This is a genomic window from Streptomyces nogalater (assembly GCF_039532885.1).
Taxonomy (GTDB): domain Bacteria; phylum Actinomycetota; class Actinomycetes; order Streptomycetales; family Streptomycetaceae; genus Streptomyces; species Streptomyces nogalater.
This window is the reverse complement of record NZ_BAAASM010000001.1, coordinates 43853-69333: the sequence shown is the minus strand read 5'-3', so window position 1 is coordinate 69333 and position 25481 is coordinate 43853. Positions and strand designations below refer to the sequence as shown.

General features: G+C 71.8%; 25 protein-coding genes. 18 read left to right on the top strand and 7 right to left on the bottom strand.

Annotated features, from left to right (window positions below; translation table 11 throughout):
- Positions 1-29 precede the first annotated feature (29 nt).
- Positions 30-2117 (bottom strand): transketolase, encoded by a 2088-nt coding sequence (gene tkt / locus ABD350_RS00345; RefSeq protein WP_344345219.1) that lies wholly within the window; start codon positions 2115-2117, stop codon positions 30-32.
- 438 nt (positions 2118-2555) lie between these two features.
- Here tkt and ABD350_RS00340 point away from each other — a divergent pair, with 438 nt between their 5' ends.
- From ABD350_RS00340 to ABD350_RS00330, 3 genes are all read left to right on the top strand, one after another.
- Entirely contained in the window at positions 2556-3545 is a 990-nt protein-coding gene (locus tag ABD350_RS00340) for a heme o synthase (protein ID WP_382466997.1), read from the top strand.
- A gap of 69 nt (positions 3546-3614) precedes the next feature.
- The gene (locus ABD350_RS00335) at positions 3615-3935 is read left to right on the top strand and encodes a hypothetical protein (RefSeq protein WP_344345213.1); all 321 of its coding nucleotides are present in this window, start codon (positions 3615-3617) and stop codon (positions 3933-3935) included.
- 416 nt (positions 3936-4351) lie between these two features.
- Complete coding sequence (locus ABD350_RS00330; RefSeq protein WP_344345210.1) at positions 4352-5101, top strand: nucleotidyltransferase domain-containing protein; 750 nt, start codon at positions 4352-4354, stop codon at positions 5099-5101.
- A 1-nt stretch (position 5102) separates the two neighbouring features.
- On the opposite strand, the gene ABD350_RS00325 is transcribed toward ABD350_RS00330, so the two are convergent.
- The 4 genes from ABD350_RS00325 to ABD350_RS00310 are packed head-to-tail and all read right to left on the bottom strand — an operon-like array spanning position 5103 to position 8681.
- Entirely contained in the window at positions 5103-6113 is a 1011-nt protein-coding gene (locus ABD350_RS00325; protein WP_344345207.1) for a COX15/CtaA family protein, read from the bottom strand.
- 34 nt (positions 6114-6147) lie between these two features.
- Positions 6148-6864 carry an ABC transporter permease gene (locus ABD350_RS00320; RefSeq protein ID WP_344345744.1) on the bottom strand — a complete coding sequence of 239 codons (717 nt, stop codon included), beginning with the start codon at positions 6862-6864 and terminating at the stop codon, positions 6148-6150.
- Positions 6865-6911: 47 nt separating this feature from the next.
- Complete coding sequence (locus ABD350_RS00315) at positions 6912-7835, bottom strand: ABC transporter ATP-binding protein (RefSeq protein WP_344345204.1); 924 nt, start codon at positions 7833-7835, stop codon at positions 6912-6914.
- A 30-nt stretch (positions 7836-7865) separates the two neighbouring features.
- Entirely contained in the window at positions 7866-8681 is an 816-nt protein-coding gene (locus ABD350_RS00310; RefSeq protein ID WP_344345201.1) for an AAC(3) family N-acetyltransferase, read from the bottom strand.
- A 182-nt stretch (positions 8682-8863) separates the two neighbouring features.
- Here ABD350_RS00310 and ABD350_RS00305 point away from each other — a divergent pair, with 182 nt between their 5' ends.
- From ABD350_RS00305 to dapD, 11 genes are all read left to right on the top strand, one after another.
- Positions 8864-9598, top strand: coding sequence for a helix-turn-helix transcriptional regulator (locus tag ABD350_RS00305; protein WP_344345198.1), 735 nt, complete (start codon positions 8864-8866; stop codon positions 9596-9598).
- The gene (sufB, locus tag ABD350_RS00300) at positions 9595-11016 is read left to right on the top strand and encodes a Fe-S cluster assembly protein SufB (RefSeq protein ID WP_030617898.1); all 1422 of its coding nucleotides are present in this window, start codon (positions 9595-9597) and stop codon (positions 11014-11016) included. Before ABD350_RS00305 ends, sufB begins: the two co-directional genes overlap by 4 nt.
- A gap of 54 nt (positions 11017-11070) precedes the next feature.
- Positions 11071-12252 carry a Fe-S cluster assembly protein SufD gene (gene sufD, locus ABD350_RS00295; RefSeq protein WP_344345194.1) on the top strand — a complete coding sequence of 394 codons (1182 nt, stop codon included), beginning with the start codon at positions 11071-11073 and terminating at the stop codon, positions 12250-12252.
- A complete protein-coding gene (locus tag ABD350_RS00290; protein ID WP_344345191.1) occupies positions 12249-12569 on the top strand; it encodes a non-heme iron oxygenase ferredoxin subunit in 321 nt (106 codons plus the stop codon). Before sufD ends, ABD350_RS00290 begins: the two co-directional genes overlap by 4 nt.
- Before the next feature lie 7 nt (positions 12570-12576).
- The gene (gene sufC / locus ABD350_RS00285) at positions 12577-13341 is read left to right on the top strand and encodes a Fe-S cluster assembly ATPase SufC (RefSeq protein ID WP_030617891.1); all 765 of its coding nucleotides are present in this window, start codon (positions 12577-12579) and stop codon (positions 13339-13341) included.
- Positions 13338-14594, top strand: coding sequence for a cysteine desulfurase (locus ABD350_RS00280; RefSeq protein ID WP_344345186.1), 1257 nt, complete (start codon positions 13338-13340; stop codon positions 14592-14594). Before sufC ends, ABD350_RS00280 begins: the two co-directional genes overlap by 4 nt.
- 16 nt (positions 14595-14610) lie before the next feature.
- Positions 14611-15078: a Fe-S cluster assembly sulfur transfer protein SufU gene (gene sufU, locus ABD350_RS00275; RefSeq protein ID WP_318204164.1), complete on the top strand. Its 468-nt coding sequence runs from the start codon at positions 14611-14613 to the stop codon at positions 15076-15078.
- A complete protein-coding gene (locus tag ABD350_RS00270; RefSeq protein ID WP_344345182.1) occupies positions 15075-15407 on the top strand; it encodes a metal-sulfur cluster assembly factor in 333 nt (110 codons plus the stop codon). The genes sufU and ABD350_RS00270 overlap by 4 nt, the downstream gene beginning before the upstream one ends.
- Positions 15408-15494: 87 nt before the next feature.
- The gene (locus ABD350_RS00265) at positions 15495-15818 is read left to right on the top strand and encodes a DMT family transporter (protein ID WP_344345180.1); all 324 of its coding nucleotides are present in this window, start codon (positions 15495-15497) and stop codon (positions 15816-15818) included.
- Positions 15818-16354 (top strand): TetR/AcrR family transcriptional regulator, encoded by a 537-nt coding sequence (locus tag ABD350_RS00260; protein WP_344345177.1) that lies wholly within the window; start codon positions 15818-15820, stop codon positions 16352-16354. The genes ABD350_RS00265 and ABD350_RS00260 overlap by 1 nt, the downstream gene beginning before the upstream one ends.
- 65 nt (positions 16355-16419) lie before the next feature.
- The gene (gene dapD / locus ABD350_RS00255) at positions 16420-17406 is read left to right on the top strand and encodes a 2,3,4,5-tetrahydropyridine-2,6-dicarboxylate N-succinyltransferase (protein ID WP_344345175.1); all 987 of its coding nucleotides are present in this window, start codon (positions 16420-16422) and stop codon (positions 17404-17406) included.
- Positions 17407-17479: 73 nt separating this feature from the next.
- Here the strand turns inward: dapD and dapA are convergent, their stop codons facing one another.
- Positions 17480-18379: a 4-hydroxy-tetrahydrodipicolinate synthase gene (dapA, locus tag ABD350_RS00250; protein WP_344345173.1), complete on the bottom strand. Its 900-nt coding sequence runs from the start codon at positions 18377-18379 to the stop codon at positions 17480-17482.
- Between the two features lie 362 nt (positions 18380-18741).
- Between dapA and ABD350_RS00245 the strand changes: the two genes are divergently transcribed.
- Positions 18742-19311 (top strand): DUF3618 domain-containing protein, encoded by a 570-nt coding sequence (locus tag ABD350_RS00245; protein ID WP_344345170.1) that lies wholly within the window; start codon positions 18742-18744, stop codon positions 19309-19311.
- Between the two features lie 66 nt (positions 19312-19377).
- On the opposite strand, the gene ABD350_RS00240 is transcribed toward ABD350_RS00245, so the two are convergent.
- Entirely contained in the window at positions 19378-21204 is a 1827-nt protein-coding gene (locus tag ABD350_RS00240) for an endonuclease/exonuclease/phosphatase family protein (RefSeq protein WP_344345168.1), read from the bottom strand.
- 270 nt (positions 21205-21474) lie between these two features.
- On the opposite strand from ABD350_RS00240, the gene ABD350_RS00235 reads away from it, so the two are divergent.
- From ABD350_RS00235 to ABD350_RS00225, 3 genes are all read left to right on the top strand, one after another.
- The gene (locus ABD350_RS00235) at positions 21475-22899 is read left to right on the top strand and encodes a hypothetical protein (RefSeq protein ID WP_344345165.1); all 1425 of its coding nucleotides are present in this window, start codon (positions 21475-21477) and stop codon (positions 22897-22899) included.
- A gap of 357 nt (positions 22900-23256) precedes the next feature.
- The gene (locus tag ABD350_RS00230) at positions 23257-24708 is read left to right on the top strand and encodes an alkaline phosphatase PhoX (RefSeq protein WP_344345163.1); all 1452 of its coding nucleotides are present in this window, start codon (positions 23257-23259) and stop codon (positions 24706-24708) included.
- 145 nt (positions 24709-24853) lie between these two features.
- The gene (locus ABD350_RS00225; protein WP_344345160.1) at positions 24854-25429 is read left to right on the top strand and encodes a TetR/AcrR family transcriptional regulator; all 576 of its coding nucleotides are present in this window, start codon (positions 24854-24856) and stop codon (positions 25427-25429) included.
- The last annotated feature ends 52 nt before the right edge of the window (positions 25430-25481 follow it).

Here is a 25481-nt window from a genome sequence, read left to right as displayed (position 1 = left end):
TTACATCTCCTACGTGTCGTATATGGGCGTCAGCGCTGGGCGTCGGCGAGAGATTCCCGCGCCTTGGCGGCCACGTTCTCCGCAGTGAAGCCGAACTCGCGGAAGAGCAGCTTGCCGTCGGCGGAAGCGCCGAAGTGCTCCAGGGAAACGATGCGGCCGGCGTCCCCCACGTACTTGTGCCAGGTCAGGCCGATGCCCGCCTCCACGGCGACGCGGGCCTTCACGGACGGCGGCAGCACGGAGTCCCGGTACCCCTGGTCCTGCTGCTCGAACCACTCCACGGACGGCATCGACACCACGCGGGTGGGCACGCCCTCGGCCTGGAGCCGCTCCCGTGCCTCGACGGCCACGTGCACCTCGGAACCGGTGGCGATCAGGATCACCTGCGGCTCGCCGCCTTCGGCCTCGAACAGGACGTAGCCGCCCTTGGCCGCGTCCTCGTTGGGCTCGTACGTCGGCACGCCCTGGCGGGTGAGCGCGAGGCCGTGCGGCTGGCCCTTGCCGAACTCCTTCGTCCAGCGCCTGAGGATCTCGCGCCAGGCGATCGCGGTCTCGTTGGCGTCGGCCGGGCGGACGATGTTCAGGCCCGGGATGGCGCGCAGCGAGGCCAGGTGCTCGACCGGCTGGTGGGTGGGGCCGTCCTCGCCGAGGCCGATGGAGTCGTGCGTCCACACGTACGTCACCGGCAGGTGCATCAGGGCCGACAGGCGCACGGCGTTGCGCATGTAGTCGGAGAAGACGAGGAAGGTGCCGCCGTAGATCCGGGTGTTGCCGTGCAGGGCGATGCCGTTCATCTCGGCGCCCATGGAGTGCTCGCGGATGCCGAAGTGGATCGTGCGGCCGTACGGGTTGGCCTCCGGCAGCGGGTTGCCCGCGGGCAGGAACGAGCTGTCCTTGTCGATGGTGGTGTTGTTCGAGCCGGCGAGGTCGGCGGAGCCGCCCCACAGCTCGGGGATCACCGCGCCGAGCGCCTGGAGCACCTTGCCGGACGCGGCACGCGTCGCGACGGCCTTGCCGGGCTCGAAGACCGGGAGCTTCTCCTCCCAGCCGGTGGGCAGCTCGCCCGCCGCGATCCGGTCGAACTCGGCGGCCCGCTCCGGGTTGGCCTCGCGCCACACCTGGAGGGACTTCTCCCACTCGGCCTTCGCCTGGGCGCCGCGCTCCAGCGCCTTGCGGGTGTGGCCGATGACCTCGTCGGCGACCTCGAACGACTGCTCCGGGTCGAAGCCGAGGACGCGCTTGGTGGCGGCGACCTCCTCGTCACCCAGCGCCGAGCCGTGTGCGGCCTCGGTGTTCTGCGCGTTCGGGGCCGGCCAGGCGATGATCGAGCGCATCGCGATGAAGGACGGCCGGTCGGTGACCCGCTTGGCCTCCTGGATCGCGGCGTAGATCGCCGCCGGGTCCAGGTCGCCGTTCTCCTGGGCCTCGACCCGCTGCACGTGCCAGCCGTAGGCCTCGTACCGCTTGACGGTGTCCTCGGAGACGGCCGTCTCGGTGTCGCCCTCGATCGAGATGTGGTTGTCGTCCCACAGCAGGACCAGGTTGCCCAGCTTCTGGTGGCCGGCCAGCGAGGACGCCTCGGCGGCGATGCCCTCCTGGAGGCAGCCGTCACCGGCGATGCAGTAGACGAAGTGGTCGAAGGGGGATTCGCCGGCCGGCGCGTCCGGGTCGAACAGACCGCGTTCGTAGCGGGCGGCCATCGCCATGCCCACCGCGTTGGCCACACCCTGGCCCAGCGGGCCGGTGGTGGTCTCCACGCCCTTGGTGTGCCCGTACTCGGGGTGGCCCGGGGTCTTGGAGCCCCATGTCCTGAAGGCCTTCAGGTCGTCCAGCTCCAGGCCGAAACCGGCCAGGTAGAGCTGGGTGTAGAGCGTCAGGGACGAGTGGCCGGCGGACAGCACGAAGCGGTCGCGCCCGACCCACTCCGGGTCGGCCGGGTCGTGCCGCATCACCTTCTGGAAGAGGGTGTAGGCGGCGGGGGCCAGGCTCATCGCCGTACCGGGATGGCCGTTGCCGACCTTCTGTACGGCGTCTGCGGCCAGGACACGGGCGGTGTCCACGGCCCGCTGGTCCAGCTCGGTCCACTCAAGGTCTGTGGTGGTCGGCTTGGTGCTCACCCTGGGTCAGGGCTCCTCTCCACATGTCGGTCGCCGGTCGTCGGGCATACGCCAGAACCGGCCGCCGAGGGGCTTGTCGCCCGCCGGTCGCTGTCGAGCCTACCCCCGTGAGGACGTGCGTTTTTTCGAGTGTTTCAAGACTGCCGGGAGTCGCCGGGATCCGCCTGTCGACTGGGCGGAACGGCATTCGGCACATGAATAAGGACCCGCTCATCTGACCGCTCAGGAGAGCTTTCCCGTGCACGGAGGATCACGCGTTGGATCACCCCTTTTCCAGCGCATCCGAGCGAGCCCGCGCACGTGTGTACGGAGGGCCCCGCCAACACGACCCCACCCCCGCGAAGGCCGGGGTATGGGCAACGTCTAAAGTGGCGTGGTACGCGCGAGCCTCGACCCGGAGTGTCCGGCGGGAGGCTTGCTGGGATGTCTCTGTCAGGGGTGTGCGTGACGGCCGTCGAATCCCGTCCTGGGGGTCCCTCCCAGGCCCTCAAGGCCCTGGGGGAGGGTGCGCTCGGTGGCGCGAGCCAGGGCCCGGTTCACCGGCCGTTCGGGGCCCGTGTCAAAGCGTTCGTGGCGCTGACCAAGCCACGGATCATCGAGCTGCTGCTCATCACCACCGTTCCGGTGATGTTCCTGGCGCAGCAGGGTGTGCCCGACCTGAAACTGGTCCTGCTCACCTGTCTCGGCGGCTATCTGTCGGCGGGCGGCGCCAACGCGCTCAACATGTACATCGACCGGGACATCGACGCCCTGATGGACCGGACCTCCCAGCGCCCGCTGGTGACCGGCATGGTCAGCCCGCGCGAGTGCATGGCGTTCGGCATCACCCTCGCGGTCGTCTCGACGCTGCTGTTCGGCCTCACCGTCAACTGGCTGAGCGCCTGGCTGTCACTCGGGGCGCTCCTCTTCTACGTCGTCGTCTACACGATGATCCTCAAGCGGCGCACGTCGCAGAACATCGTGTGGGGCGGCATCGCGGGCTGCATGCCGGTGCTCATCGGCTGGTCGTCCGTGACGAACTCGCTGTCGTGGGCGCCGGTCATCCTCTTCCTCGTCATGTTCTTCTGGACCCCGCCGCACTACTGGCCGCTGTCCATGAAGGTCAAGGAGGACTACGCGCGCGTGGGCGTGCCGATGCTGCCGGTGATCGCCTCCAACAAGGTGGTCGCCAAGCAGATCGTCATCTACAGCTGGGTGATGGTCGTCGTCTCCCTGCTGCTGACCCCCCTCGGCTACACCGGCTGGTTCTACACGGCCGTCGCCCTCGCGGCGGGCGGCTGGTGGCTGTGGGAGGCGCACGCGCTGCAGAACCGGGCCAAGGCCGAGGCCACGGGCACGAAGCTGAAGGAGATGCGGCTCTTCCACTGGTCGATCACCTATGTGTCGCTGCTGTTCGTGGCCGTCGCGGTGGACCCGTTCCTGCGCTGACCGGCACCGGGCGTACGTCACAGCGCCCCGCTCTCGCCACTTGATCTACCGGTGAGTAGCATCCTGGGCATGGCAGACACGCAGCAGGTTGACGCGAGGGCCGAGCGCACGGTGTCCCGGCTCGCCCACCGGATCGGCGCCTTCGCCAAGGCGCACGGCGGCGCGGAGGGCCAGGTGGCCCACATCGGCGAACGCGGCGCCCGCATCGTCCTCGTCGGCGAGGACGGCGGCTGGGGCGACCTGGTGGCCCCGACGTACGCCATCGCCGAGCAGGCGGTGGCCAAGTCCGGCATCACGGTCCACGAGTCCTTCGACGGCGAGTTCGCGGCCAAGGTGACCACGGGGCCCTACGAGTGGAAGCGGATGGCCGGCATCCAGGTGGGCGGCTGACCGCAGCCCCCGCCGCCCCGCGCCGCCCCGCGGGGGGTAAGCCGTCCCGGCCGATCCCGGAGCACCGGGCGACGAGCGGCGACGTACCGGCGGCGCGTGTGCAGCGTCGTATCGGCGGCGCGTGAGCAGCGTCGTACGGGCAGGGCGCGTGGCCCCGGGGGCGCGGCGCGTGCCACGCGCCGGGCCGCGAGCGCCGACCGCGGTGGCCCGGTGCCGCTCACCGGCCTGGTCCGGGACACCGCCCGCCTCGGCGCCGGTCCGATCCCGCCGCACGGTTCCCCACAGTTCCCCGCACCAGCGCCGCGGTCCCGCGCCGCGTGGGTTCCCGGACGATGCCCGGCGGGCGGACCGGCTGGTCGTGGCGGAGCGGCGCGCGCCGGGTGTACAGCCTCCGGTCGGACGCCGAGACTGGGCGGATGACGACCGCTTCCCTGCTCGACGGGTTCCTGGACGCCCTGCTGCCGCTGCGGCCCCGTGCCGTCTGGGCGCACGGCTCCCTGGCCGGTGGCGACTACCAGGAGGGGCGCAGCGACCTCGACCTCATCGCCGTACTGCCCGGTCCGCTCGGCCCGCGACACGTCTGGCGGGTCGCCACCCTGCACGCCGGGCTGCACCGGCGGCCCCTCGCGGCGAAGCTCCACTGCTCCTATCTCACCCCGGCCGCCCTGGACGACCCGGACCGCCCGCACCTCACCTGGGCGCACGGCGGGCTGCTGCGCCGCCCGGTCACCCCCGTCACCCGGCGCGAACTGCACGACTTCGGCCGGGTGCTGTACGGGGAGCCGCCGGGCGGGCTGCTGCCGCCGGTATCCCGGGAGCAGCTGCGCGGCTTCGTCGTGCGTGATCAGCGCGACTTCTGGCGGCCGGCGGTGGACAAGGCCGGGCTGTGGCGGCAGGACGTCTGGGTGGACCTGGGGCTGCTGACCTTCGCCCGGGCCACCGTGACCCTGCGCGACGGCCGGCTGATCTCCAAACGGGAGGCCCTGGCCGAACTGCCGGCCCTCGGCGCGCCCGCGGACGTCGTCGCGGACATCGCCCGCCGACGGTACGAGAGCCCCGCCCCCGCGCCGGCCGACCCGGACTGGGTCACCCGGCGGGCCGGGGCGGCCCGGGCGTTCCTGGGGCCGGCGATCGACGCCCTGGTCCGGGGCGCGGGCGCCGGATGACTCAGGCCCGCGAGCCGACCGTCACCTCGGCCGGGGACACCGGCAGGTCCAGCGGGGCCTCGGGGCGTTCCCGCAGCGCCAGCAGCACCCGCACCACCCAGATCCACATCACCGTGGAGCCGAACATGTGGGCGGCCACCAGGGCCTCCGGCAGATGGGTGAAGTACTGGACGTAGCCGATGGCTCCCTGGGCCAGCAGGACGACGAACAGCTCCCGGGTGCGCGCCAGCGGCCCCTTCGGCGCGTCGACCGCCTTCAGCACGAACCACAGCGCGAACGTCAGCGTGACCACGATCCAGGCGAGCACCGCGTGCAGCTTGGAGACGGTCTCCCAGTCGAGGGGGATGCGCTCGACCTCGCTGGAGTCGCCGGCGTGCGGCCCGGCCCCGGTCACCACCGTGCCCACCGCGATGAGCAGCGCGGACGCGGCCACCAGGAACCACACCAGCTGCGCCACCGCCTTGCCGACCAGCGGACGCGGGGCCTCGTCGCCCTCCCGGGCGCGCTGCCACATCACCGTCGCGATGGCGATCAGGGCCGTGGAGAGCAGGAAGTGCGCGGCGACCGTGTACGGGTTGAGGCCGACCAGGACCACGATGCCGCCGAGCACGGCATTGCCCATGACGACCCAGAACTGGGCCCAGCCCAGCCGGGTCAGGCTGCGCCGCCACGGCTTCTCGGAGCGCGCGGCGATGATCGCCCAGCCGACGGCGGCGCACAGCACGTACGTCAGCATGCGGTTGCCGAACTCGATGATCCCGTGGAAGCCCATGGCCCGGGTGGTGGTCAGCGAGTCGTCGGTGCAGGTCGGCCAGGTCGGACAGCCGAGGCCCGAGCCGGTCAGGCGGACGGCGCCGCCGGTGACCACGATGACCACCGACATGACGAGCGCGGCCAGGGCCGCCCGCCGGACGGTCCGGGGATCCGGGGTCCAGTGGTCGGCGATGAAGGCGAGCGGATTGCGCAGGGCGGCTTCGGCGTCGGCGCGATTCAGCTTAGGCACGCCCACCATCGTAGGCCGCCGCTTGTGCACGCGTTCACGAGGGTCACTCCCAGCGGAAGAACCGGCCGGCCGCGGCCAGGCCGACGACCGCCCAGGCGGCGAGGACGCCCAGGTCGCCCCAGGGCATGCCGGCGCCGTGCTGGAGCACGTCCCGCAGGCCGTCGGAGAGGGCGGAGATGGGCAGCAGGCCGAGGATCCGCTCGCCCGCCGGGCCGAACTTCTCCAGCGGCACGATCACCCCGCCGCCCACCAGCAGCAGCAGGAAGACCAGGTTGGCGGCGGCGAGCGTCGCCTCTGCCTTCAGGGTGCCCGCCATCAGCAGGCCGAGCCCGGAGAAGGCGGCGGTGCCGACGACGAGCAGAGCCACGACGGCGGCCGGGTTGCCGTGCGGGGACCAGCCCAGCGCGAAGGCGATCACGGTCAGCAGGACCACCTGGAGGACCTCCGTGACCAGCACGGACGCCGTCTTGGCGGTCATCAGGCCCCAGCGCGGCAGCGGCGAGGAGGCGAGCCGCTTGAGCACGCCGTAGCGGCGTTCGAAGCCCGTGGCGATGGCCTGCCCGGTGAACGCCGTCGACATCACGGCCAGCGCCAGCACGCCGGGGGCGAGGAAGTCGACCGCCTCGCCCTTGCCGGTGTCCACGATGTCGACCGAGCTGAACAGCACCAGCAGCAGGGTCGGGATCACGACCGTCAGCAGCAGCTGCTCGCCGTTGCGCAGCAGCATCCTCGTCTCCAGCGCCGCCTGCGCCGCGATCATGCGGGGGAGCGGGGCGGCTCCGGGCTTCGGCGTGTACGTACCCGCGGTCACGAGCGCAGCTCCTTGCCGGTCAGTTCCAGGAAGACGTCCTCCAGCGTGTGCCGCTCCACCGAGATCCGGTCGGGCATCACCCCGTGCTGGGCGCACCAGGAGGTCACCGTGGCCAGCAGCTGGGGGTCGACCTTGCCGGTCACCCGGTAGCTGCCCGGGGTCAGCTCGGCGGCCGCGCAGTCGGCCGGGAGCGCCTTGAGCAGCGAGCCGACGTCGAGGCCGGGGCGGCCGGTGAAGCGCAGGGTGTTCTCGGCGCCGCCCTTGCACAGCTCCTCCGGGGAGCCCTGGGCGATGACCCGGCCGCCGTCGATGATCGCCACGTCGTCGGCGAGCTGTTCGGCCTCGTCCATGTGGTGCGTGGTGAGGATCACCGACACGCCGTCGGCGCGCAGGTCCCGCACCAGGTCCCAGGTGGCCCGGCGGGCCTGCGGGTCCAGGCCGGCGGTGGGCTCGTCCAGGAACACCAGTTCCGGGCGGCCGACGACGGCCATGGCGAGCGCGAGCCGCTGCTGCTGGCCGCCGGAGAGCCGGCGGTAGCCGGTCCGGCCGCAGGAGCCGAGGCCGAGGCGCTCGACGAGGGCGCCGACGTCGAGCGGGTGCGCGTGCAGCTTCGCCACGTGCCGGAGCATCTCCTCGGCGCGGGCGCCGGAGTACACACCGCCGGACTGGAGCATCACGCCGATGCGGGGCCGCAGCTCGGCGGCCTGCCGGACCGGGTCGAGGCCCAGGACGCGCACCGTGCCGGAATCCGGCTTCCGGTACCCCTCGCAGGTCTCGACCGTGGTCGTCTTCCCGGCCCCGTTGGGGCCGAGTACGGCGGTCACGCCCGGCCGGGCCACCAGGTCGAGGCCGTCCACCGCGGTCTTCGTGCCGTACCGCTTCACCAGGGCCGCTACCTCGACCACGGGCTCACTTCGCATGGGGCCGAGTGTAGGGAGAGCGCGCGCGGTTCAGGCGGGCGGGTGCGGGAAGTCCTCCTCCCGCGGCCGGTGCAGCCGCAGCCACCGTTCGGCGTAGGCCACGGCGTCCGCCACCGGGAACAGCCGGGCGTCCGCGCCGCCGACTCCGCCGCGGACGACGGGCCGGTCCCGTTCGAAGTCGTGCCCGAGTGCGTCGAACCGGTCCGAGGTGATCGACACCTCGACCACCGTCTCCCAGCCGCCGCCGGGAGCGGGCCGGCCGACCTCCACGCGTGGGGCGGGTATCCGGTATTCGGCCAGGTGGAAGGCGGTGCAGGAGTCGTAGCCCGCGCCGAGCAGCAGCACCCGGGCGCCGAGCTTCTCCAGCCGGGCCAGCGGGCTGCGCTCGCCGAGCCGGCAGTCCGGGGCGTGGCCCTCGGTGATCTCCCGCGCGCGGGGGCCGAGCGCGGCGAAGGAGGTCTGCGGGTGGGCGCTGCGCAGGGCGCCGGGCCAGGTCCGCACGGTCTCGGGGATCACGCCGACCCCGAGGGAGGGGGTGACCAGCGGGTCGTACGGGGGCATGGTGGCGCGGATCCGGTCCCACCATTGCTCGGGCACCGGCGGGTTCTCCCACCCGGCCGGGTCGGACTGGTCGCCGGTCTGGGTGGGGACGACGAGCGTGCCGGCGGGGCCGAGCGCGTCGAGGAGTCCCCGGACGACCGCGACGGCGCCGCCGTTCACCCAGCCGAGCGAGGAGAGCGAGGAGTGCACGAGGAGGGTCTCGCCGGTCTCGACGCCGAGCCGGCGCAGGTCCGCGGCGAGGGTGTCCCGAGTGACAAGTGGGCCGGTCGGAGGGGGTGTGGGCATGGTTGGCGAGTCTTCCGGACGACGCCTCGGGACGCCACCGCTTCGGCGGCGGAAACAATTTGAAATGATCAGCAGAAGATCGTTTCCGCAGGTCAGATTAGGTATGCCTAAGTGACGCAGGGCACCGTCTGATGATCCGGATGCGCTTGTCAGGCTCCGCGGAATTACGCAACAATGGCGTTGTGAAAAACGTCGGCGAGGCTCGGGAGACCCCCACGGGGGCCCCTCAGGAGGAGCTAGCGACCGGTGAGCGCTCCACGCGCAACCGGGTCGCGCGGTCCATCCTGGACCACGGGCCGTCGACCGTCGCCGAACTCGCCGGCCGGCTGGGGCTGACCCAGGCGGCCGTCCGGCGCCATCTGGACGCACTGGTCGCCGACGATGTCGTGGAGGCCCGCGAACAGCGGGTGTACGGCACGCGCACGCGTGGCCGCCCCGCCAAGGTCTTCGCGCTCACCGACTGCGGCCGGGACGCCTTCGACCAGTCCTACGACAAGCTCGCCGCGGACGCGCTGCGCTGGATCGCCGAGCGGGAGGGCGGCCCCGAGGCGGTCGCCGCCTTCGCCCGCGCCCGGGTCGCCGCCCAGGCGAGCGCGTACCGCCGGGCGATCGAGGCCGCGAGCCCGGACAAACGCGCCGAAGCGCTGGCCAAGGCCCTGAGCGCGGACGGGTACGCTGCTACGGCGCGCAGCGCACCGGTCGGCGAGCAGCTTTGCCAGCACCACTGCCCGGTCGCCCATGTCGCGGAACAGTTCCCGCAGCTGTGCGAGGCGGAGACGGAGATCTTCGCGGAGCTGCTGGGCACCCACGTCCAGCGACTGGCGACCATCGCGCACGGCGACGGCGTCTGCACGACGTTCATCCCCAAGATTTCCACTGACGCACCTGCAAGCACGGCCGGGAGGAACCCCGCATGACTCTCCCCACGGAGACTGCCCACCCTGAGCTGGAGGGCCTGGGCAAGTACGAATACGGCTGGGCCGACTCGGACGTGGCCGGTGCCTCCGCCAGGCGTGGCCTGAGCGAGGAGGTCGTCCGCGACATCTCCGACAAGAAGTCGGAGCCGGAGTGGATGACCAAGCTGCGCCTGAAGGGCCTGAAGCTCTTCGAGAAGAAGCCGATGCCGAACTGGGGCTCCGACCTCTCGGGCATCGACTTCGACAACATCAAGTACTTCGTGCGCTCCACGGAGAAGCAGGCGGAGTCCTGGGAGGACCTGCCCGAGGACATCAAGAACACCTACGACAAGCTGGGCATCCCGGAGGCCGAGAAGCAGCGCCTGGTCGCCGGTGTCGCCGCCCAGTACGAGTCCGAGGTCGTCTACCACCAGATCCGCGAGGACCTGGAGGAGCAGGGCGTCATCTTCCTCGACACCGACACCGCGCTGAAGGAGCACCCGGAGCTCTTCAAGGAGTACTTCGGCACGGTCATCCCGGCCGGCGACAACAAGTTCGCCGCGCTGAACACCGCCGTGTGGTCCGGCGGCTCCTTCATCTACGTGCCGAAGGGCGTGCACGTCGAGATCCCGCTCCAGGCCTACTTCCGCATCAACACGGAGAACATGGGCCAGTTCGAGCGGACCCTGATCATCGTCGACGAGGGTGCCTACGTGCACTACGTCGAGGGCTGCACGGCGCCGATCTACAAGTCCGACTCGCTGCACTCCGCGGTCGTCGAGATCATCGTCAAGAAGAACGCCCGCTGCCGTTACACGACCATCCAGAACTGGTCGAACAACGTCTACAACCTGGTCACCAAGCGCGCCGTCGCCTACGAGGGCGCGACCATGGAGTGGGTCGACGGCAACATCGGCTCCAAGGTGACGATGAAGTACCCGGCCGTCTACCTGATGGGCGAGCACGCCAAGGGCGAGACCCTGTCCATCGCCTTCGCGGGCGAGGGCCAGCACCAGGACGCGGGCGCCAAGATGGTCCACATGGCGCCGAACACGTCGTCCAACATCGTCTCCAAGTCGGTGGCGCGCGGTGGCGGCCGTACCTCCTACCGCGGTCTGATCGAGATCGGCGAGGGCGCCGCCGGCTCCAAGTCCAACGTGCTGTGCGACGCGCTGCTGGTCGACACCATCTCCCGGTCGGACACGTACCCCTACGTCGACGTCCGCGAGGACGACGTGTCCATGGGCCACGAGGCCACCGTCTCCAAGGTCTCCGAGGACCAGCTCTTCTACCTGATGAGCCGTGGTCTGTCCGAGGACGAGGCGATGGCGATGATCGTGCGCGGCTTCGTCGAGCCGATCGCCAAGGAACTGCCCATGGAGTACGCGCTGGAGCTCAACCGGCTGATCGAGCTGCAGATGGAGGGCGCGGTCGGCTGACCGCCGCCATCGCCAGCAGACGTCTTACTCAGGAAAGAGAGCACTACGACAGCCATGGCTGAGGCCCAGAACATCCCGGTGGGTTCCACCACCGCCGGCTCGATCGCGGTCGCCGCGGAGTCGACCGTCGTCTCGCGCATGAGCGCGCCCCCCTCCTTCGACGTGGCGGACTTCCCGGTCCCGCACGGCCGTGAGGAGGAGTGGCGGTTCACGCCGCTGGAGCGGCTGCGCGGGCTGCACGACGGCACCGCCGTCGCGAACGGCGGCGGTGTGAAGGTCGACGTACAGGCCCCCGAGGGCGTCACCGTCGAGGCCGTCGGCCGCGACGACGCGCGGCTCGGCAAGGCGACCCCCGTCGACCGCGTCGCCGCGCAGGCGTACTCCGCCTTCGAGCAGGCCTCGGTCGTGACCGTGCCCAAGGAGACGGTGCTCGGCGAGCCGATCCGCATCACGGTGCACGGCCAGGGCGGCACCGCCTTCGGCCACCAGGTCGTCGAGCTGGGCGCCTTCGCCGAGGCCGTCGTGGTCATCGACCACACCGGTGACGCGGTGCTCGCCGCCAACGTCGACTTCGTCCTGGGCGACGGCGCCAAGCTGACCGTCGTCTCCGTCCAGGACTGGGACGACAAGGCCGTGCACGTCGGCCAGCACAACGCGCTGATCGGCCGGGACGCCTCCTTCAAGTCCGTCGTCGTCACCTTCGGCGGCGACCTGGTGCGCCTGCACCCGCGCGTGGAGTACGCCGGCCCCGGCGGCGAGGCGGAGCTGTTCGGCCTGTACTTCACCGACGCCGGCCAGCACCACGAGCACCGTCTGCTGGTCACGCACAACACTCCGCACTGCAAGTCGAACGTCGTCTACAAGGGCGCGCTCCAGGGCGACCACGCGCACGCGGTCTGGATCGGTGACGTGCTCATCGAGGCCAAGGCCGAGGGCACGGACACCTACGAGATGAACCGCAACCTGGTCCTCACGGACGGCGCGCGCGTCGACTCGGTGCCGAACCTGGAGATCGAGACCGGCGAGATCGTCGGCGCGGGCCACGCCTCCGCCACCGGCCGCTTCGACGACGAGCAGCTCTTCTACCTGATGGCCCGCGGCATCCCGGAGCACGAGGCCCGCCGGCTGGTGGTCCGCGGCTTCTTCGCCGAGCTGGTCCAGCAGATCGGCGTCGCCGACATCGAGGAGCGGCTGCTCGCCAAGATCGAGACGGAGCTGGAGGCCTCGGTCGCATGACGACCTTCGTACGCGTCTGCGGGCTGAGCGAGCTGGCGGAGGACACCCCGAAGCGGGTGGAGATCGACGGCACGCCGGTCTCGGTCGTGCGGACCGAGGGCGAGGTGTTCGCGATCCACGACATCTGCTCGCACGCGAACGTCTCGCTGTCGGAGGGCGAGGTCGACGACTGCCACATCGAGTGCTGGCTGCACGGCTCGCGCTTCGACCTGCGGTCCGGCAAGCCCGACAGTCTTCCGGCGACGCGCCCCGTCCCCGTATACCCCGTAAAGATCGAAGGGGACGACGTTCTCGTCTCCCTCACCCAGGAGTCCTGAGGCACCCATGGCAACGCTTGAAATCCGAGACCTGCACGTCACCGTCGAGGCCGACAACGCCACGAAGGAGATCCTCAAGGGCGTCGACCTCACCGTGAAGCAGGGCGAGACGCACGCCATCATGGGCCCCAACGGCTCCGGCAAGTCGACCCTCGCCTACTCTCTCGCGGGTCACCCGAAGTACACGATCACCGGCGGCACCGTCACCCTGGACGGCGAGGACGTCCTGGAGATGTCCGTCGACGAGCGCGCCCGCGCCGGCCTGTTCCTGGCGATGCAGTACCCGGTCGAGGTCCCCGGCGTCTCGGTCTCCAACTTCCTGCGCACCTCCGCCACCGCCATCCGCGGCGAGGCCCCCAAGCTGCGCACCTGGGTGAAGGAGGTCAAGGAGGCCATGGAGCGCCTCAACATGGACCCGTCCTTCGCCGAGCGCAACGTCAACGAGGGTTTCTCCGGCGGTGAGAAGAAGCGCCACGAGATCCTCCAGCTGGAGCTGCTCAAGCCGAAGGTCGCGATCCTGGACGAGACGGACTCCGGCCTGGACGTCGACGCGCTGCGCATCGTCTCCGAGGGCGTCAACCGCGTCCGCGAGACCGGTGAGGTCGGCACCCTGCTGATCACGCACTACACGCGCATCCTGCGCTACATCAAGCCCGACCACGTCCACGTGTTCGCCGGCGGCCGCATCGTCGAGTCCGGCGGCCCCGAGCTCGCGGACAAGCTGGAGAACGAGGGCTACGAGGCATACGTGAAGGGTGGCGCATCCGCGTGACACAGCTGCCGGGCCTCCTCGACACCGAGGCGATCCGCAAGGACTTCCCCGTTCTGGACCGAGTCGTCCACGACGGCAGGAAGCTCGTGTACCTGGACAACGCGGCGACCAGCCAGAAGCCGCGCCAGGTGCTGGACGCCCTGAGCGAGTACTACGAGCGCTACAACGCCAACGTCCACCGCGGTGTGCATGTGCTCGCCGAGGAGGCCACGGCGCTGTACGAGGGCGCGCGCGACAAGGTCGCCGAGTTCATCAACGCGCCCAGCCGCGACGAGGTGATCTTCACCAAGAACGCGTCCGAGTCGCTGAACCTCGTGGCGAACATGCTCGGCTGGGCCGACGAGCCCTACCGGGTGGACGCCGACACCGAGATCGTCATCACGGAGATGGAGCACCACTCCAACATCGTGCCGTGGCAGCTGCTGGCGCAGCGCACGGGCGCGAAGCTGAAGTGGTTCGGCCTCACCGACGACGGCCGGCTGGACCTGTCGAACATCGACGAGATCATCACGGAGAAGACGAAGATCGTCTCCTTCGTGCTGGTGTCGAACATCCTGGGCACGGTCAACCCGGTCGAGACGATCATCCGGCGCGCCCAGGAGGTCGGCGCGCTGGTCTGCATCGACGCCTCCCAGGCCGCCCCGCACATGCCGCTGGACGTGCAGGCGCTCCAGGCCGACTTCGTGGCGTTCACCGGCCACAAGATGTGCGGCCCGACCGGCATCGGCGTGCTGTGGGGCCGCCAGGAGCTGCTGGAGGACCTGCCCCCGTTCCTGGGCGGCGGCGAGATGATCGAGACCGTCTCGATGCACTCCTCCACCTACGCCCCGGCACCGCACAAGTTCGAGGCGGGCACGCCCCCGATCGCCCAGGCGGTCGGGCTCGGCGCGGCGATCGACTACCTGAACTCGATCGGCATGGACAAGATCCTCGCCCATGAGCACGCGCTGACCGAGTACGCGGTGCGCCGCCTGGCGGAGGTCCCGGACCTGAGGATCATCGGTCCGACGACGGCCGAGGACCGGGGCGCGGCGATCTCCTTCACGCTCGGCGACATCCACCCGCACGACGTGGGCCAGGTGCTGGACGAGCAGGGCATCGCCGTCCGCGTCGGTCACCACTGCGCGCGTCCGGTCTGCCTCCGCTACGGAATTCCCGCGACCACGCGAGCGTCGTTCTATCTGTACTCCTCGCCGGCCGAGATCGACGCCCTGGTCGACGGCCTGGAGCACGTACGGAACTTCTTCGGCTGAGAGGCGTGCTGACAAGGTGAAGCTGGACTCGATGTACCAGGACGTCATCCTGGACCACTACAAGAACCCGCACGGGCGTGGTCTGAGGGATGGCGACGCCGAGGTGCACCATGTGAACCCGACGTGCGGCGACGAGATCACCCTGCGCGTGAAGTACGACGGCACGAAGATCGAGGACGTGTCGTACGAGGGCCAGGGCTGCTCGATCAGCCAGGCCAGCGCGTCGGTCCTCAACGACCTGCTGGTCGGCAAGGACCTGGCCGAGGCGCAGAGGATCCAGGAGACCTTCCTGGAGCTGATGCAGTCCAAGGGCAGGATCGAGCCCGACGACGCGATGGAGGAGGTCCTGGAGGACGCGGTCGCGTTCGCCGGGGTCTCCAAGTACCCCGCGCGGGTCAAGTGCGCCCTCCTGAGCTGGATGGCGTGGAAGGACGCGACGGCCCAGGCACTGGGTGGCGCCGACGCCGAAAGGAAGACGGCATGACCGACACCGCTGAGATGAAGCCGGCATCGGAGGAGGAACTCCGCGAGGCCCTGATGGACGTGGTCGACCCCGAGCTGGGCATCGACGTCGTCAACCTGGGGCTGATCTACGGCATCCACGTCGACGACTCCAACATCGCGACCGTCGACATGACCCTCACCTCCGCGGCCTGCCCGCTGACGGACGTGATCGAGGACCAGGCGAAGTCCGCGACCGACGGCCTGGTCAACGAGTTGCGCATCAACTGGGTCTGGATGCCGCCGTGGGGTCCCGACAAGATCACCGACGACGGCCGCGAACAGCTCCGCGCGCTGGGCTTCAACGTCTGACCGCACCGCGTGTGCGAGGCGGCGGCACCCCTTGGGTGCCGCCGCTTTCGCGTACCCGCCGCAGGCCTGTTGTGTACGCTCGTACATATGGGATATCTGCTGCTCGCGGGCGCCATCGCCGCCGAGGTCACCGCTACGACGGCGATGAAGTACAGCGAGGGATTCAGTCGGCTGTGGCCCTCGGTGGTGACCGCGCTGGGGTACGTCATCTCGTTCGCGCTGCTCGCCCAGACGCTGAAGACCGTGCAGATCGGCACCGCCTACGCCATCTGGTCCGGGGTCGGCACCGCGGCCATCGCCCTGCTCGGACTGCTGCTGTTCGGCGAGGGGCTGACGGCGGCCAAGGTCGGCGGGATCCTGCTGATCATCGGGGGCGTGGTGGTGCTCAACCTGGGCGGGGCGACGCACTGATGGCGCGCCGCCACGACCCCGGGCGCCGGCAGCGGATCATCGACGCGGCGATCCGTGTGGCCGGGCGGGACGGCATCGCCGGGCTGAGCCACCGCAGTGTCGCCGCCGAGGCGGACGTACCGCTCGGCTCGACGACGTACCACTTCGCCACCCTGGAAGAGCTGCTGGTGGCCGCGTTGCGGCAGGCCGGCGAGGGGTTCTCCGGGGTGCTGGCCGAGCTGGTCCCGGCCGACGGCGGCCCGGACGGCCTCGCCGAGCAACTGGCCCGGGCCCTGGGCAGGTGGCTGAGCGGCGAGCGCACCGGCGTGGAGCTGGAGTACGAGCTGTACCTGGCCGCGCTGCGCCGCCCCGCGCTGCGCCCCGTCGCCGCCGAGTGGACCGAGCGGGCGGCGGCACCGCTGGCCCGGCGCACCGACCCGGTCACGGCCCGGGCCCTGCTCGCGCTGATGGACGGGCTGTGCCTCCAGGTGCTGCTGACGGGCGGTTCCTACGACGAGGAGGAGGCGCGCACCCTGCTGGCCCGGCTGATCCCCTGAAACCCCCGCCCGGCACGTGAGACGCGGTTCGCCCTCACCGCCCCGCCCACGTTAGGTTTTCCTCCATGACCGAGTCTGCAACCCGTACCACCGGCGCCGTCGCCGCCGGCCTCGCCACCCTCGCCTCCGACGGCACCGTTCTCGACACCTGGTTCCCGGCCCCCGAGCTGGTCGAGGAGCCGGGCCCGGCCGGCACCGAGCGGCTGACCGCCGAACAGGCGGCCCAGCTGCTGGGCGGCGGCGCCACCGCGGCGACCGGCCCGGACGCCCGCCGGGGCGTCGAGGTGGTCGCGGTCCGCACGGTCATCGCCTCTCTGGACGACAAGCCGGTGGACGCGCACGACGTCTACCTGCGGCTGCACCTGCTCAGCCACCGGCTCGTGAAGCCGCACGGCCTGAGCCTGGAGGGCCAGTTCGGCTTCCTCGCCAACGTGGCCTGGACCTCGCTCGGCCCGGTCGCCGTGGACGACATCGAGAAGGTGCGGCTGAACGCCCGCGCCGAGGGTCTGCACCTCCAGGTGACCTCGATCGACAAGTTCCCGCGCATGACGGACTACGTCGTCCCCAAGGGCGTGCGCATCGCCGACGCCGACCGGGTCCGCCTCGGCGCCCACCTCGCCGCGGGCACCACGGTCATGCACGAGGGCTTCGTCAACTTCAACGCCGGCACGCTCGGCACCTCCATGGTCGAGGGCCGGATCTCCGCGGGCGTCGTGGTCGGCGACGGCTCGGACATCGGCGGCGGCGCCTCCACCATGGGCACCCTGTCCGGCGGCGGCAACGTGATCATCTCCATCGGCGAGCGCTGCCTGATCGGTGCCGAGGCGGGCATCGGCATCGCCCTCGGCGACGAGTGCGTGGTCGAGGCCGGCCTCTACATCACCGCCGGCACCCGCGTCACCATGCCCGACGGCCAGATCGTCAAGGCCCGCGAGCTGAACGGCGCCTCCAACATCCTCTTCCGCCGCAACTCGGTCACCGGCGCGGTCGAGGCCCGCCCGAACAACGCGGTCTGGGGCGGCCTGAACGACATTCTGCACAGCCACAACTGACATCCCGCCGCACCCGGCGCAGCGCCCTCCACCGTGTGGTGGCGGGCGCTGTGTCCTGTGGCGGGCGGGGTGATCAGAGCGTTCGCAGCGCCTCGTAGTGGGTCAGCAGGCCGTCGGTCGTCTCGCGGTCGGCGGGCAGCAGGGGGGCGCGGACCGGGCCCGCGGGAAGGCCCAGGCGGGTCAGCAGGGCCTTCGCGGTGACCGTGCCGGGCAGGCCCGCGCCCAGCATCGCCTCGATCAACGGCGTGGCCGCCAGTTGGAGTCGCCGCGCCCGCCCGGTGTCGCCGGCGTCGAACGCGGCCGGGATCGCGGCGATGTGCGCCGGTACGGCGTTCGCGACCGTGCTGACACAGCCCGCCGCGCCGAGCGCGTACAGCGCCAGCACATGCTCGTCACAGCCCGCGTAGTAGGCCAACCCGGTGTGCGCCAGCACCTTCTGGGTGCCGAGGAAATCGTAGGAGCAGTCCTTGACGGCCACGATCCGCGGGTGCTCCGCGAGCCGGATCAGCGTCTCCGGCTCGATGCGGGTGCCGGTGCGGCCCGGGATGTCGTACAGCATCACCGGCAGCCCGCTCGCGTCGGCGACCCGGCGGAAGTGGGCGGCCACGGCCTCCTGCGGGGGCCGGCTGTAGTACGGCGTCACCACCAGGACGCCGTCCGCGCCCGCCTTCCGGGCGGCGAGGGCCAGCTCCACCGTGTGCCGGGTGTCCGCCGAGCCCACGCCGGCGACCAGCGACGCCCGGTCGCCGACCGCCTCCCGTACGGCCTCGACCAGCCGGGTCTTCTCCTCGTCGGTGGTGGTGGGCGACTCGCCCGTGGTGCCGTTCAGGACGAGGCCGTCGCAGCCGTTTGCCACCAGGTGCGCGGCCAGCCGCCGGGCGCCGTCCAGATCGAGCGCGCCCGCCTCGGTGAACGGCGTGATCATCGCGCAGAGGGTGCGGCCGAAGGGCGGGGGTGTGCGGTTGCTCGTCATGGGGGTAGTCTCGGCGGCACATTCGTGAAGCTCTACTTAATTCTCCTACGATGTATAGGTAAGCAACGCTGAGAGGTTGAGAGCGGTGGCCGCGGGCGGCGCCGGACATCCCGGCTCCGCGGGGTTGGCCGCCGGCGTCGGGCCGGGTGTTCCCAACTCCGTGCCGGTACCGGCCTGTTGCGCAAGTGCCGCGACCGGTGCCCGTTCCAACTCGCCCGGCTCGGCGGGTTCGGGGCGGGTGACGGGGCACAGGGGTGAGGGCCCCCGCTCCGGGTACCCGACGCGTCCGCACGGAGCTGGGCGCGGCGGATCCGGGCGGACGCCGCCGCGGTCGGGGACGCGATCAGGGAAAGGGCACACCGATGAGGCACAGGAACCCGCGAGGCTCGGGCGCCAAGGGCCCCGACGAGCTGCGGCGGCAGATCGAACAGACCCGGGGCCGGCTCGGTGGCACCGTCGGCCGGCTGACGGGCCGCGCCGATGTCACGGGCCGCGCCCGGACGCGGGCCGCGGACCTGCGGGACAAGGCCGGCGCCATGACCGTACAGCTGCGCTCCGGCGCCGCCCACGCCGGACACGGCGCCCAGGGCCGCGCGTCCCGCGCGGGACAGCTGGCGCAGGACCGGGCGGCCAAGGCCGGACATCTGCTCCAGGACCGGGCCGTGCGGGCCGGGCACGGCGCGCAGGAGCGGATGACCAGGGCCGGCCATCTGTTGCAGGAGCGGGCCGGTCACAGCCGGCACGTGCTGCGGGACCGGGCGGTACACGCCGGACACACCGCGCAGCACGATCTGCGGCTGCCCAGGCCGGTGCGCAGGGCCGTGCGCACCGCGCTGCGCCACCCCCGGCCGGCGATGCTCGCGGGCGCGGCGGGCGCCGCCCTCGTCGGCGTGGCCGTGGTCTGGCGCCGCGTCGACCGCGGCGGCTGCTGAGCCGACCCGGGACGGGCGGGACCGGCCGGCCGCACCGCCCGGCCGGTCCCCCCGTCGTGTCCCGGGTTACGGGCGGAACCGCAGCACCTGCGGGTCGTGGTCGCTGATCTGGTCGTGGAACTCCGCGTTGATGTGCACGCTGTCGTACTCGAAGCCGTCGCCGCGGCGGATCGACGGGCTGATCAGGATCTGGTCGAGGACCTGCTGGTTGCCCTGGTAGTCATAGGTGTAACGCTCGCTCCTCGGCAGGGACTTGATTGCCGACCACAGCGCGCCGTCCCCCTCCAGGATCGTCGTGGTCCGGGAGAACTCGAAGTCGTTCATGTCGCCGAGCGCGATCACGTCCGCGTTCTTCTGCACCGCCAGGATGTCCTTGACGAACGCGTTCACCGCCGTCGCCTGGGCGTGCCGCTGGATCTCCGAACCGCGCACCGGGGGCTGGTACTGCGAGGTCAGGCCCTGGTCGCCGCCCTTGGAGTTGAGGTGGTTGGCGATCACGAAGACGGTCTTGCCGCGGAAGACGAACTCACCCGCGAGCGGCTTGCGGCTGTTGCTCCAGGCCGCGTTCGCCGGGTCGATCCGGCCCGGCGAGACCGTCAGCCGGGCCTTGCCGCGCACCTTGGTGACACCGGCCGCGGTGGTCGAGTCACCCCCCGGGCGGTCCGTGAAGGAGACCCGCTCGGGGTTGAACAGGAACACCTGGCGGATGTTGCCGCCCGGCTCGCCGCCGTCCTGGCCGTCGACCGGGTTGACCGAGCGCCAGTCGTACACCGGGCCGCCCGCCGCGGCGATGGCGTCGATCAGCTTGGCGACGGTCTGGTCCGCGTCCACCGTGCCGTCGTTCCTGGCGCCGTTGTTGTCCTGGATCTCCTCCAGCGACACGATGTCCGGCGACTTCAGGTGGTGCACGATCGCGGTGGCGTGCTGCGCGAAGGTGGCGTCCGACGGGTCGAGGTTCTCGACGTTGTACGTCGCCACCGCCAGCTCGCGGCCCGACTGCTTCCGTGTGGTCTCGCGCTCCAGGCCGCCGCTCACCAGCGTGCCGAGGCGGCTCGCGACCAGCGTGTAGCCGCCGTACTGGTTGAAGTCCAGCGGGCCGGTCGTCGTGCCGGAGAGGTGGTCGCCGACGTCCGCCTTGGGGAAGCCGGCGATGGGGCCGAGCGACTGGATCTGGAGCCGGCCGGTGTTCTGGGAGTCGTAGGAGCCGTAGACCGTGCCGCCGCGGCGGCTGCGGTGCTCCCACGGTTTGACCGTGACCCACAGCTCGCTGTGCGGGTCGGTCGCGGTGACCACGCGGGCGTCGGCGACCTGGACGTTCATGCCCTCCAGGGACTCGTAGTAGTCCAGGGCGTACGCCGACGGGGCCAGGGTGAGGCCGTTGATCGAGCCCGCGGCCGCCGTGTCGCCCTCGGGCGCGTAGGCGTCCGGCACCGCGTCCTCGTCGATCACGGCCGGCGCCGGGACCGCGTTGCCGGTGGAGACGGTGGTGACCTGCGGCTTGGTGATCTCCGTCAGCGACTGGTTGCCGGAGGAGGCGCCGCCCGGGACGTACTCGGTGACCGTGCCGGTCACCGTCACCGCGTCGCCGACCGCGACCTTCGGCGTGGAGCCGGTGAAGACGAAGACGCCCTCACTGGTGGCCGGGTCGTCGTCGGGGGCCGCGTCCTGGAGCCAGAAGCCCCGCGAGGAGCCGTAGGTGCGGGTGGCCGTGACGATGCCGGGGACGTCCGTCACCTGCTGCCCGGCGTACGGGGATATCCGGGTCGTGCCCTGGATGTCGTGGACGCGCACCGAGTCGGCGTGCGCGGGGGAGGTGAGGACGACGGCGGACGCCGCGCCGCAGACGGCGGCGACGGTGAGCGCGGCGAGGCGCGCGGAAGACCTGCTCGGCAAGGGATTCCCTCCGGGACGTACGTGAGCGCCGGGACGAGGACGGAAACGGAAGACCGTGGGGGACGCGTGTGCCCCCTGTGACACGCGTAGCGCCGAGTGAACAGTTGTCCCCCGTACTTCTACGCGCGTCAATGTCCTGCCTGGCCGGGGGAGTTGTCAAGGTTTCGGCCATGGCCGACCGCTTACGGGGAGATGAACCGGGCGGCATGGGTGGAAATCCGTCTAGGCTGAGCGGCTGAGCCCGTTTCACGGTCCGAGGAGAACCAGCCGATGTCAGACAGCTCCCCCCTGCCGCCCGCGCGGCTGCACCCCGAAGCGGAGCTGGCGCGCGCCGCGCTGTCCACGCCGTTGCTCTCCCGGGCCGCCCGCCTCGCCCGCTGGGCCGGGCCGGACACCCGGGTGGACGCGGGCGGCACCCTGGTCGAGGAGCAGCTGCCGGCCGCCGCCGGCCTGCTCGGCCTGAGCGGCAACGACGCCGCCGCCCACGCAAGCGAGGCCTGGCGGGTCGCCGTGGACGCGGGCCTGGTCGAGATCGTGGACGAGGAGGCCGGCACCGTCCGGGCGGGGGAGAACCTGGCCCTGCTCACCGGCTCCCCGCGCGAGGTGCTCGCCGTGTGGCTCACCGCGCTGGAGACCGTCATCGCCGACGCGGCCGTACCCGACCTGGACGACCTGGCCGACGCGATCGACGACAGCGGCAGGGTCGATTTCTCGTCACTCGACTGGGACCCGGGGGCCGACGCGGACTTCCTCGACGGCGTCCTCGGCAACCTCTACCTGCTCACCGTCGGTGAGGACGGCGCCGGCCAGAGCGCCGTCCCGCTGCCCGCCCTCGCCGCGTCGATGCTGGTGCCCGACGACATGGGCGAGCCCACCAACGACGTCCTGGAGCAGGTCTCCGACGCGATGATGCGGCTGGACGACCAGTTCCGCGCGCTGGAGCCGGCCGGGCTCGTGGCGTACCAGCCGGTGGACGAGGCGCTGATGGCCGACGCCGACGAGGAGCCCGCCGCGCCCGTGGACGACACCGACGTCTCCCGCTACGGCATGGTCCGGCTCACCCCGCTCGGGGTGTACGGGCTGCGGGCGCGGCTGCTGGAGGCCGGGTTCGAGGCTCCGGCCGTCGGCGAGCTGGCCGACAAGGGCGCGGACGCGCTGCTCGACGGCACCGCCCGGTTCGGGCAGTCGGCCGCCCGCGCCGAGACCGAGCAGTGGCTCGCCCGCCGTGAACCGCTCGCCGCGGCCCGGGAGTTGCTGGCGGCGGCGCGCGGTGCGGACGCCGGGGGGCCGCTGCGCCGGCTGCGCTGCCAGCAGGCGCTGTCCCTGGTGGGCGCCGAGGCCGAACCCGCGCTGCGGGAGGTGCTGGACGACCCCGAGCTGGGCGGGCTGGCCCGGGTGTGGCTGAGCGAGCGGGGTGCCGCGGGGGTGCCGGCGCCCTCCCAGGACCTGGTGTTCTGGCTGACCGTCGACACGCTGGCCGCGCAGCTGGCGGCCGAGGGCAACTCCGAGGAGCTGCGGGCCCTGGTGGAGGGGCTGGCCGCCCAGCACAGCGGGTTCTTCGCGGCGGCCTGGCGGGTGGACCACCCCGCCACCGCCGAGGTGCTGGACGCGATGGGCCGGCTGCACCCGGACAAGAAGGTGGCCAAGGAGGCCCGGAAGGCGGCGTTCAAGGCGCGGTCCCAGCAGGGGGGTTGAGCGGACGGCTCTGCCCCGGCAGGGGCTTGGGCGGGGGTGGGGCGCGGTGCCGGCAAGGGGTTGAGCGCCAAGGGGCGCGGTCCCGGCGGGGGGAGCGCCAAGGGGCGTGCTCGCGGCAGGGTGGCCGAGCGCTGACGGGCAGGGTGAGCGGTCCGGGCGGTCATGGGCCGTCGGTGCCGGTGTCCGGTGCCTGGGGTGTCGTATACGGAATCGTGGTCTGCCGCATACGGATTCATGGAACAGGCGACGCAGTGGTGGTCCGGTGTTCAACTTCCGTTCACGGGTGGGCGGGAGCGTGTGCGCCGAACCGAGGCCCCCCACCCTCACGGCACTGCCACCGTCGTCACAGGAGACACCATGTCGCTCACCCGCAGGGACTTCGCCAGGACATCCGCGATCACCGGTGCCGGGGTCGCCCTGGCCGGCAGCGTCGGCGCCCTCGCCACCGCGCCGAACGCCCTTGCCGCCACGGAGACCGAGAGCGCCGGGGCCGCCTCGGCGCACGGGGGCCACCACCACGGCGTCGGCTACGGCCCGCTGATCCCCGACCCGGACGGCATCCTCGCCCTGCCCGCCGGCTTCCGTTACGAGATCATCACCTACAGCGGCCGGACCCGGCTGGAGTCCGGCGAGTACACCCCGTCCCACCACGACGGCACCGCCACCTTCGAGGGCCGGCGCGGCACCACCCTGCTCGTCAACAACCACGAGCTGGCCGGCGCCCGCGCCCAGTGGCCGCACCCCGTGCCGCTCGCCGAGGGCCTGGTCTACGACCCGGCGGCGGCCGGCGGCTGCACGGTGGTCGAGGTCCGCCGGGGCGGCGAGGTCGCCGAGTGGGTGGGCATCGCCGGCACCGCCACCAACTGCGCGGGCGGCAGCACCCCGTGGGGCACCTGGCTGACCTGCGAGGAGACCGAGGACAAGGCCGGGAAGAACGGCTTCACCAAGGACCACGGCTATGTCTTCGAGGTCGACCCGGAGGACCGCCGGGCCAACCGCGACCCCAAGCCGGTCAAGGCGTTCGGCCGCTACGCCCACGAGGCGGTCGTGATCGACCCCAAGCGTGGCCACGCCTACCTCACCGAGGACGCCTCCGGCCCCAACGGCCTGTTCTACCGCTGGGTCCCGCCGACCGGCTTCCGGCACGGCCGGGGCCGGCTGCGCACCCTCGCCGACGACGCGGGCGTGCTCCAGGCCTTCAAGTGCTTCGACTCCGGCGGCCGGTTCGTGGACGACCTGTCCCGTGCCACGAAGACCGGCACCGTGTACGGCGTGGACTGGGTGGACGTCCCCGACCGGGACGCCCGGACCGTCTCGGTGCGCAAGCAGTTCACCGACGGCCAGGTCACCCGCGCCCGCAAGCTGGAGGGCATGTGGTGGGCCGACGGCGGTGTCTACGTCGTCTCCTCCTACGCCCGCCAGGAGAGCCCGGCCCAGCACGACGGCCAGGTCTGGTTCTACGACCCCAAGCGCCGCACCCTGACCCTGAAGGTGCTGCTCGGGGTGAACCCCGACCCGGCCGTGGACGGCGCCTTCGACGGCCCCGACAACATCACCGTCTCCCCCTACGGGGGCCTGGTCATCGCCGAGGACGGCGAGGGCGTCCAGCACCTGTTCGGCGCCACCGAGAGCGGCCGGACCTACCCGATCGCCCGCAACGAGCTGAACATCGGCACCGAAGAGGAGCCGGAGTACAGCGAGTTCACCGGTGTCACCTTCTCGCCCGACGGCCGGACCCTGTTCGCCAACATCCAGACGCCGGGCATCATGCTCGCCATCACCGGCCCCTGGAAGCGCCAGCGGCGCTGATCCTCCCCCGGTCCGCGGTGCCGTCGAGCGCGCCCCGCACTCCGGCGAACTCCTCGGCCTCGCCGCCACGACAGTAAGCGGGGGTTGTCTCCGGTTGTGCTCGATACGATACGGAGAGAGCCCCCGGTCGGCAAGGAGTGAGTGGATGACGCAGGGCAGGCCCATGCGCGCGGACGCTCGGCGCAACTACGAGCGGTTGCTGAAGGCGGCGGCGGAGGCCTTCGCCGAGCATGGGGAGAACGCGTCACTCGACGACATCGCCAAGCGGGCGGGGGTCGGTTCCGGCACGCTGTACCGTCACTTCCCGACGCGGCAGGCGTTGTTGGAGGCGGCGTACGTGGACCGCATCGAGGCGTTGGGGGCGCGGGCCGACAAGCTGGCGAAGGAGCTGGCGCCCGGGGAGGCGCTGGCGGAGTGGCTGTACGAGCTGGCGGTCGGCACGATCCAGGTGCGCGGGATGAAGGCGCTGCTCGGATCCGCCGTGACGGATGGCGGTGCGGCGGAGCTGACCGCGTGCGGGACCGTGGTGAAGGGGGCCGTGGCCCGGTTGGTGGTGGCGGCGCAGGAGGCCGGGGCGCTGCGGAAGGACATCGAGCCGATCGATGTGCTGCGGCTGGCCCACGGGGTGGCCACGGCGGCGGAGCTGGCGGGGGCGGGGGAGAAGGAGATCCGCCGCTACCTGGGTCTGCTGGGGGAGGGGCTGGGGGCGGCGGAGGGCTGACCGGCCGAGGGCGCGGGCCGGCCGACGGTGCTCTCCGGCGCCGGTGGGTGCC

Bases quoted from the DNA above. Each gene is read 5' to 3' on its own strand.
- ABD350_RS00230 (WP_344345163.1), top strand. From the start codon at position 23,257: ATGTCGCTCACCCGCAGGGACTTCGCCAGGACATCCGCGATCACCGGT.
- dapD (WP_344345175.1), top strand. From the start codon at position 16,420: ATGACCGAGTCTGCAACCCGTACCACCGGCGCCGTCGCCGCCGGCCTC.
- ABD350_RS00290 (WP_344345191.1), top strand. From the start codon at position 12,249: ATGACGACCTTCGTACGCGTCTGCGGGCTGAGCGAGCTGGCGGAGGAC.
- ABD350_RS00270 (WP_344345182.1), top strand. From the start codon at position 15,075: ATGACCGACACCGCTGAGATGAAGCCGGCATCGGAGGAGGAACTCCGC.
- ABD350_RS00235 (WP_344345165.1), top strand. From the start codon at position 21,475: ATGTCAGACAGCTCCCCCCTGCCGCCCGCGCGGCTGCACCCCGAAGCG.
- dapA (WP_344345173.1), bottom strand. From the start codon at position 18,379: ATGACGAGCAACCGCACACCCCCGCCCTTCGGCCGCACCCTCTGCGCG.
- ABD350_RS00265 (WP_344345180.1), top strand. From the start codon at position 15,495: ATGGGATATCTGCTGCTCGCGGGCGCCATCGCCGCCGAGGTCACCGCT.
- sufC (WP_030617891.1), top strand. From the start codon at position 12,577: ATGGCAACGCTTGAAATCCGAGACCTGCACGTCACCGTCGAGGCCGAC.
- ABD350_RS00245 (WP_344345170.1), top strand. From the start codon at position 18,742: ATGAGGCACAGGAACCCGCGAGGCTCGGGCGCCAAGGGCCCCGACGAG.
- ABD350_RS00335 (WP_344345213.1), top strand. From the start codon at position 3,615: ATGGCAGACACGCAGCAGGTTGACGCGAGGGCCGAGCGCACGGTGTCC.
- ABD350_RS00225 (WP_344345160.1), top strand. From the start codon at position 24,854: ATGACGCAGGGCAGGCCCATGCGCGCGGACGCTCGGCGCAACTACGAG.
- sufB (WP_030617898.1), top strand. From the start codon at position 9,595: ATGACTCTCCCCACGGAGACTGCCCACCCTGAGCTGGAGGGCCTGGGC.
- ABD350_RS00320 (WP_344345744.1), bottom strand. From the start codon at position 6,864: ATGATCGCGGCGCAGGCGGCGCTGGAGACGAGGATGCTGCTGCGCAAC.
- ABD350_RS00260 (WP_344345177.1), top strand. From the start codon at position 15,818: ATGGCGCGCCGCCACGACCCCGGGCGCCGGCAGCGGATCATCGACGCG.
- ABD350_RS00315 (WP_344345204.1), bottom strand. From the start codon at position 7,835: ATGCGAAGTGAGCCCGTGGTCGAGGTAGCGGCCCTGGTGAAGCGGTAC.
- ABD350_RS00310 (WP_344345201.1), bottom strand. From the start codon at position 8,681: ATGCCCACACCCCCTCCGACCGGCCCACTTGTCACTCGGGACACCCTC.
- ABD350_RS00330 (WP_344345210.1), top strand. From the start codon at position 4,352: ATGACGACCGCTTCCCTGCTCGACGGGTTCCTGGACGCCCTGCTGCCG.
- sufD (WP_344345194.1), top strand. From the start codon at position 11,071: ATGGCTGAGGCCCAGAACATCCCGGTGGGTTCCACCACCGCCGGCTCG.
- ABD350_RS00325 (WP_344345207.1), bottom strand. From the start codon at position 6,113: ATGGTGGGCGTGCCTAAGCTGAATCGCGCCGACGCCGAAGCCGCCCTG.